This is a genomic window from Kitasatospora sp. NPDC056181 (assembly GCF_042266225.1).
Classification (GTDB): Bacteria; Actinomycetota; Actinomycetes; order Streptomycetales; family Streptomycetaceae; genus Kitasatospora.
In genome coordinates this window covers 27,547-33,667 of record NZ_JBHJUK010000105.1, presented here as the reverse complement: position 1 = coordinate 33,667, position 6,121 = coordinate 27,547, and the positions used below count along the sequence as shown (strand labels likewise).

8 protein-coding genes are annotated in these 6,121 nt (G+C 75.4%); all 8 read left to right on the top strand.

Annotated elements, in window-relative coordinates; genetic code table 11:
• The first annotated feature begins 166 nt into the window (after positions 1-166).
• The gene (locus ACFC1F_RS30975; RefSeq protein WP_376163235.1) at positions 167-766 is read left to right on the top strand and encodes a GNAT family N-acetyltransferase; all 600 of its coding nucleotides are present in this window, start codon (positions 167-169) and stop codon (positions 764-766) included.
• 263 nt (positions 767-1,029) lie between these two features.
• Positions 1,030-2,394, top strand: coding sequence for a ferric reductase-like transmembrane domain-containing protein (locus ACFC1F_RS30970; protein ID WP_376163233.1), 1,365 nt, complete (start codon positions 1,030-1,032; stop codon positions 2,392-2,394).
• Between the two features lie 129 nt (positions 2,395-2,523).
• On the top strand, positions 2,524-3,018 hold the full coding sequence (locus ACFC1F_RS30965; protein WP_376163231.1) for an FMN-binding protein: 495 nt from the start codon (positions 2,524-2,526) through the stop codon (positions 3,016-3,018).
• Positions 3,019-3,059: 41 nt separating this feature from the next.
• Positions 3,060-3,761 carry an FAD:protein FMN transferase gene (locus tag ACFC1F_RS30960; protein ID WP_376163241.1) on the top strand — a complete coding sequence of 234 codons (702 nt, stop codon included), beginning with the start codon at positions 3,060-3,062 and terminating at the stop codon, positions 3,759-3,761.
• A gap of 143 nt (positions 3,762-3,904) precedes the next feature.
• A complete protein-coding gene (locus tag ACFC1F_RS30955) occupies positions 3,905-4,381 on the top strand; it encodes an HAD family hydrolase (protein WP_376163229.1) in 477 nt (158 codons plus the stop codon).
• Between the two features lie 69 nt (positions 4,382-4,450).
• Positions 4,451-4,900 carry a hypothetical protein gene (locus tag ACFC1F_RS30950; protein ID WP_376163227.1) on the top strand — a complete coding sequence of 150 codons (450 nt, stop codon included), beginning with the start codon at positions 4,451-4,453 and terminating at the stop codon, positions 4,898-4,900.
• A gap of 5 nt (positions 4,901-4,905) precedes the next feature.
• Positions 4,906-5,244 (top strand): PRC-barrel domain containing protein, encoded by a 339-nt coding sequence (locus tag ACFC1F_RS30945; protein WP_209413253.1) that lies wholly within the window; start codon positions 4,906-4,908, stop codon positions 5,242-5,244.
• Positions 5,245-5,250: 6 nt separating this feature from the next.
• Positions 5,251-5,877 carry a type 1 glutamine amidotransferase domain-containing protein gene (locus ACFC1F_RS30940; RefSeq protein WP_376163225.1) on the top strand — a complete coding sequence of 209 codons (627 nt, stop codon included), beginning with the start codon at positions 5,251-5,253 and terminating at the stop codon, positions 5,875-5,877.
• The last annotated feature ends 244 nt before the right edge of the window (positions 5,878-6,121 follow it).

The following is a 6,121-nucleotide window of genomic DNA, read 5'->3' as shown; positions in this document are numbered from 1 at the left end:
CGCACCCGCGCGGGCCGGCCCGCCCTGCCCAATCCGGCCGCACCCGCCCGTCCCTGCCCGTACCCGGAGCGCTGGACGTCGTCCGCCGGGCCCGCGCGCCGCGCCGGTTCCCCGGGCCCGGCGGAATTCGCTGGCGCGCCCACCCGGAGCCGGGTAGGAAGGGCGGATGAGCACCATCGAAACCGCCGCCGACCAGCGCTCGTTCATCCCGGTCACGCTCGACCTGGGAGACGTCGTCCTGTGCCCCTGGGGGCGGAAGACCGACGTCCGTGGCGGCGCCGTGCCCGCCCTGATCGCCGCCGCGGCCGATCCGGCGATCGCCCTGTGGAGCCCGCTGCACACCACCGACGAGGCCGGTGCCGAGGCGTACCTCGACCGCTGCGACGCCGGTTGGGAGAGCGGCGCCAGCGCCGCCTTCGCCGTCCTCGACGGCGCCGACCGGACGCTGCTGGGAAACACCGCCCTGCGCTGGGTGAACCGGGAGGACGGCCTCGCGATGATCGGCTACTGGCTGGTACCGTCCGCCCGCGGCCGCGGCGTCGCCGGCCGGGCGGTCAGAGCGGTCACGAGCTGGGGCATCGCCACGGCCGGGACCCGCCGCATCGAGATCGCACACGCGGCCGGCAACGACGGCTCCTGCCGGGTCGCCGAACGCTGCGGCTTCCCCTACGAGGGCACCCTGCGGGCCTCGTACCTCTTCGGTGACGGCAGGTACCACGACGAGCACCTGCACGCCCGGCTCGCCGACGACCCCGAGCCCGCGTAGCCGGTGGTGGGCGACGGCCGCGGCCGCCAGTAGGCGTCGGAAGCCGTCGGAAGCCGTCGGCGGGCGTCGGCGGGCGCCGGCAGCCGTCGGCAGGTGAGAAAGCGGTGAGATCCACTAGGGCTCCCGCCTTCCCGTTCACCCTCTCTGACCTGTGGAAACGTCCTCCCCGGTGGGGCGTGAAGGGTCTCTTGGGGGCGCGCGCACGGTCGGCTCCGCTGGCATGGTTGGCCTCCCAGGCAGAACCGGCAGCCGAGGAGGGCACCGTGACCGTACCGCTCGCACACCGAGCCCGTGCGGCCGGTCCGGCCCGTCGCCCGGCCCGCCGCCCGCTTCCCCCCGGCACCACGGCCCTCGTCGTCCGGTCGGTGATCGCGGCGGGCGCCGTGGCCGTGCTGGCGCTCTGGTGGCAGGACACCGAGGGGATCGCGGGTCCCGCGCAGTGGCTCACCGGCGCCGGCCGGATCACCGGACTGCTCGCCGGATACGCGGCCCCGGTCCTGCTGCTCCTGATGGCCCGGCTGCCGTTCCTGGAACGCGGAGTCGGCGCCGACCGCCTCGCCCGCTGGCACGCCTGGGGTGGTCGCTACCTGGTCGGGCTGGTCGCCGTCCACGTGCTCACCGTGGTCTGGGGCTACGCCCTCACCGACGGCCGCGGCCTGATCGGCGAGGGCGTGGACATCGTCCTGCACTGGCCCGAGATGCTGAAGGCCGGGCTGGCCACCCTGCTGATGCTCGGCACGGGCCTGGTCTCCGCCCGTGCCGCCCGCCGCCGCCTCAGCCACGAGACCTGGTACTACCTGCACCTCGGCACCTACCTCGCGGTCGCCCTCGGGTTCGGCCACCAGCTCGCCACCGGCGCCGATCTCGGCCCGGGCCCCGCCCGCCTCGCCTGGACCGCGCTCTACCTCGGCACCGCGCTGCTCGTCGGCTGGTACCGGCTGGCCGTCCCCTGGCTGCGCGACCGCCGTCACCGGCTCACCGTCGCCGAGGTCCGGCCGGAGGGCCCGGGCGTCGTCTCGGTCTTCCTCACCGGCCAGCGGCTGCCCGAACTGCGTGCCGAACCGGGTCAGTTCTTCCGCCTCCAGTTCCAGACCCGGGCGCTGCGCTGGGCCGCCAACCCCTACTCGCTCTCCGCGCCCGCACACCCGCAGTTCCTCCGCTTCACCGTCAAGGACCTCGGCGCGCACAGCGCCGCCGTCGCCGCGCTGCGCCCCGGCACGAAGGTCCGCGCCGAAGGACCCTACGGGGCGTTCACCGCCCGGCGGCACCGGGCACGCAAGGTGCTGCTGCTCGGCGCGGGCGTCGGCATCACACCGCTGCGGGCGCTGTTCGAGACCCTGCCCGGCGAGGTGACCCTGGTCCAACGGGCCCGCACCGCCGACGACGTGCTGTTCCGCGCCGAACTCGCCCAGGTCGCCGCCCGGCGTGGCGCCCGCGTGCACGAACTGCTCGGCAGCCGCGCCCAGACCGGGGACCTCGGTACCGCGCTCGCCCGGCTCGTCCCCGACCTCGCCCGGCACGAGGTCTACCTGTGCGGCCCGGCCCGGTTCAGCGAGGACGCGGTCCGCGCGTTGCGGGCGGCCGGGGTACGTCGCGGGCGTATCCACCACGAGTCCTTCGAGCTCTGACCGGGCCACGCCGTGCCTCTCCGCCTCTCCCTCCCCGCCTCTCCGCTTCCCCGTCTCCCCGCTGCCCTTCCCGCCACCCGCTTCTCCGCCGTCCCGCCTTCCCGCCGTCGATATCGATAGGAGCGACCGATGCGAAGAGCCGTCGTCACCTGCACCGCCACCGCCGCCGGCGTGATCCTGCTGCTCTCCCTCAAACCCCACGACGGCGGGGGCGGCTCGACCCCGACGGCGCTGTCCGCCGCGGGCCCGGCGCAGGCCTCCCCGGGTGCCTCCGCGCCCTCCTCCTCCGGCTCGTCCGGCTCCTCCTCCGGTTCCTCCTCCTCCGCGTCCTCGCCCGGGTCGGCCTCCCTGCGGACGGTCACCGGGGACGCCGTCCCCACCCGGTACGGGCCGGTCCAGGTGAAGGTCACGCTCGACGGAACGAAGATCACCAAGGTCGACGTCGTGAAGTACCCCACCAGCGACCGCCGCGACCGGGAGATCAACACGAGCGCCATACCCGTGCTCAACCGGGAGGCACTCGCCGCCCAGAGCGCCGACGTCGACGTGGTCTCCGGCGCCACCTACACCAGCGACGGCTACACCCGCTCGCTCCAGAGCGCCCTCGACCAGGCCGGCCGGTGAGCGCCCTGCCGCGGCCGCTGCTCCGGCACACCGAGCACGTCATGGGCACGGTGTTCTCGTTCGCCGTCCGCGATCCCGCACCCGGGACGGAGGCCGCCCTGCACCTGATCGCCGGACGGCTGCACGAGATCGACGCGGTCTTCTCCCCGTACCGGTCCGACAGCGACGTCAGCCGCCTCGACCGGGGCGAACTCGCCCTGGGCGGTTGCCACCCCGACGTCGCAGAGGTGCTCGCCCGCTGCCGCGAGGTGGCGGCGGAGACGGACGGCTGGTTCACCGACCGCCCCGCCGGACGGCTCGACCCCAGTGGCTGGGTCAAGGGCTGGGCGGTGGAGGAGGCGTCCAGGATGCTGAGCGCCGCAGGATCGGCCGATCACGTCGTCAGCGGCGGCGGCGACGTCCAGACGGCGGGTGGCCCCTGGCGGGTGGGCATCGCCGACCCGCTGAACCCCGGCGCCCTGGCCGCCACGGTGACCGGACACGACCTCGCCGTCGCCACCTCCGGCACCGCCGAACGCGGCCCGCACATCATCGACCCCCACACCGGCCGGCCGGCCACCGGGCTCGCCTCCCTCACCCTGGTCGGCCGCGGCCTCGCCCGCACCGACGCCTGGGCCACCGCAGCCTTCGCCATGGGCCCCGCCCGCGCCCTCGCCTGGGCCACCCGGCACCCCGCCGTCGAAGCCCTCGCCATCACCCCGGACGGCACCCGGCACCGCACCCCGGGCTTCCCGACGGCGTGAGCGGAGCGTGAACGGGGGACCGGTGGCGGACGACTTCCCGTGCCGGGGCCCGTGGAGGCGTTCTGGCCAGGCGCGGGGCGGGGGTGGGGGCCTAGTCTGGAAGGGCGCGCCCGTGTGCGGCACGGAACGGGAAGCGGTGGGCCATGACGGTCATCTCGGCGGCACTCTTCGGTACCGACTGGCGAGCCGCGCTGCCCGGTAGCGGGCCCGCCCCCGTGCCGGACGACGCCGAGCTGTTGCGCGAGTGCGACGCGCGCGGCTGGACGGTGGTGCTCACCGGGCCCGGCCCGGCCGGTGCACCGGTCCTGACCGTGAACACCCCGGGCGGCGACCCCGTGCGTACCGCCCTCGACCTCGTGGACGGCTCGCCGCCGCACGCGGTGTTCGTCGCCGGGAGCGTGCCCGAGGTCCTGGCGGCGCGCCGTGCCGCCGTGCCGTGCGTCGCCCTGGAGACCGGCGGCACGACCGGTCCCGAACTTCGGGCGGCGGGCGCGGTGGAGGTGCATCGCGACGCCGCCGCCCTGCTGCACGTGCTGGACGACAGCCTGTTGGCCCGCCCCAGGGCCTTCGGAGCCTGCCGTCCTGCCGCTCCCGCCGTACCGGCCGGCCGGAGCGGTTGAGGCACAGTCGAACCGGGCATCCGCCCGGACGTGAGAACGACGTCACCGGACGGCTCGGAGGTGACCGAGATGGACGGACCCGGGTTGAGCGGCCGGGAACGGCGGCTTCTGGAGGAGATCGAGTCCGATCTGCGCCAGGACACGCGCCTGGACCGGCGGTTGAGCACGATGGGGGCCAAACAGCCGGGCCGGATCCGGCTGCTGCAGCGCCGCGTGGCGCAGAAGGTGCCGCCGGGTGCTCTGATGACCGCGCTGGTGATGGGCGCGATCTGCCTCAGCATCGGCGCGCGCACCCCGACCGCGCCGGTCCTGGTCGCGGTCGCGCTGGTCTGGGCGGTCAGCGTGGGTGTCGCGGTCGGGGTCGCGGCCCTGCTGCGCCGCCGGCGACCGGGCCACCCTTCGGACGCGGACGGCACGGACCTCCTGGGTGGCGAGGGCCGCGACCGCGGAGAACGGGGTGGTCGTCGCGAGCGCGGTGAACACGGGGAGCGCCGTCCCTGGGACCAACCGGAGGCGTGAGTGCCATGACGACCGACCTGTGGGAGTACCGTCCGGGCTCCCACCATGCCGCCGACCTGAACCTGGTCGGCTACGAGGTGGAGGCGACGGACGGCCCGCTCGGCCGGGTCGAGCAGGACGCCGGTGACCACCTGCTGGTCGACGCCGGGCCCTGGGTGCAGGGCACCAGGCTGCTGGTCCCGGTCGGCCTGGTGGCCCGGATCGACCACCTGGAGCTGGTGGTCCACCTGGACTGCCCGCGTGCCCGCGTCCGCTCGGCCCCGCCGCCCGCCGCCGTCGAGCTGACCCCCGGCGACCTGACCACCCACGGCCGGACGGTGCTGGACCAGCACTTCTCGGGGTGATCGCCGGTGCCGCTGGTGACCCTGACCGGACGGACGGTCGCCTTCCTGGTCGCGCCGAAGGGGGTCGAACAGATCGAACTGACCTCGCCCTGGCAGGCGGTGGCCGAGGCGGGCGGCACCCCGCGGCTGGTCTCCACCCGGCCCGGTCGGGTACAGGCCTACCGGCACCTGGACCGGGCCGACAGCTTCGCCGTGGACGACGTCGTCGCGGAGGCCGATGACGCCCGGTACGAGGCCCTCGTCCTGCCGGGCGGCGTCGCCAACCCCGACCACCTGCGGCTGGACCAGCACGCCGTGGCCTTCGTCCGCGCCTTCTGCACCTCCGGCCGGCCGGTCGCCGTGATCTGCCACGGCCCGTGGACGCTGGTGGAGGCGGACGCGGTGCGCGGGCGGACCCTGACCTCCTGGCCCAGCATCCGCACCGACCTCGTCAACGCGGGCGCCCAGTGGGTGGACGAGGAGGTCCACGTCTGCCGGGACGGCCCCGGCGTCCTGGTCTCCAGCCGCAAACCGGGCGACCTCCCGGTCTTCAACGACACGCTGGTGACCGAGTTCGCCCGCGGGCCGCGCGCGGAGACCAGCCCGCCCTGGCCCACGGCCCACGCACCCGAACCGTCCCGCCACGCGCGGTGACGCCGTGCGCCGGTGCGGGGCTCCTCGGTGTGGGGCTCCTCGGTGCGGGGCTCCGCCCGGTGAGATGGCGCGGTCGGCGGGGGCCGTCGGGACCACGCGACCCCGTGCGCCCGGCCCTGCCGGGCGCACGGGGTGTCCGGACGAGGACCGAACCGGGGCCAGCGGTCTGTCTGTTATAAACAACTGAAGCTGCCGCCGACCGCCAAAGTGTAGATGTGGGCCGGGGTGGGCGCGGGCAGTGTCT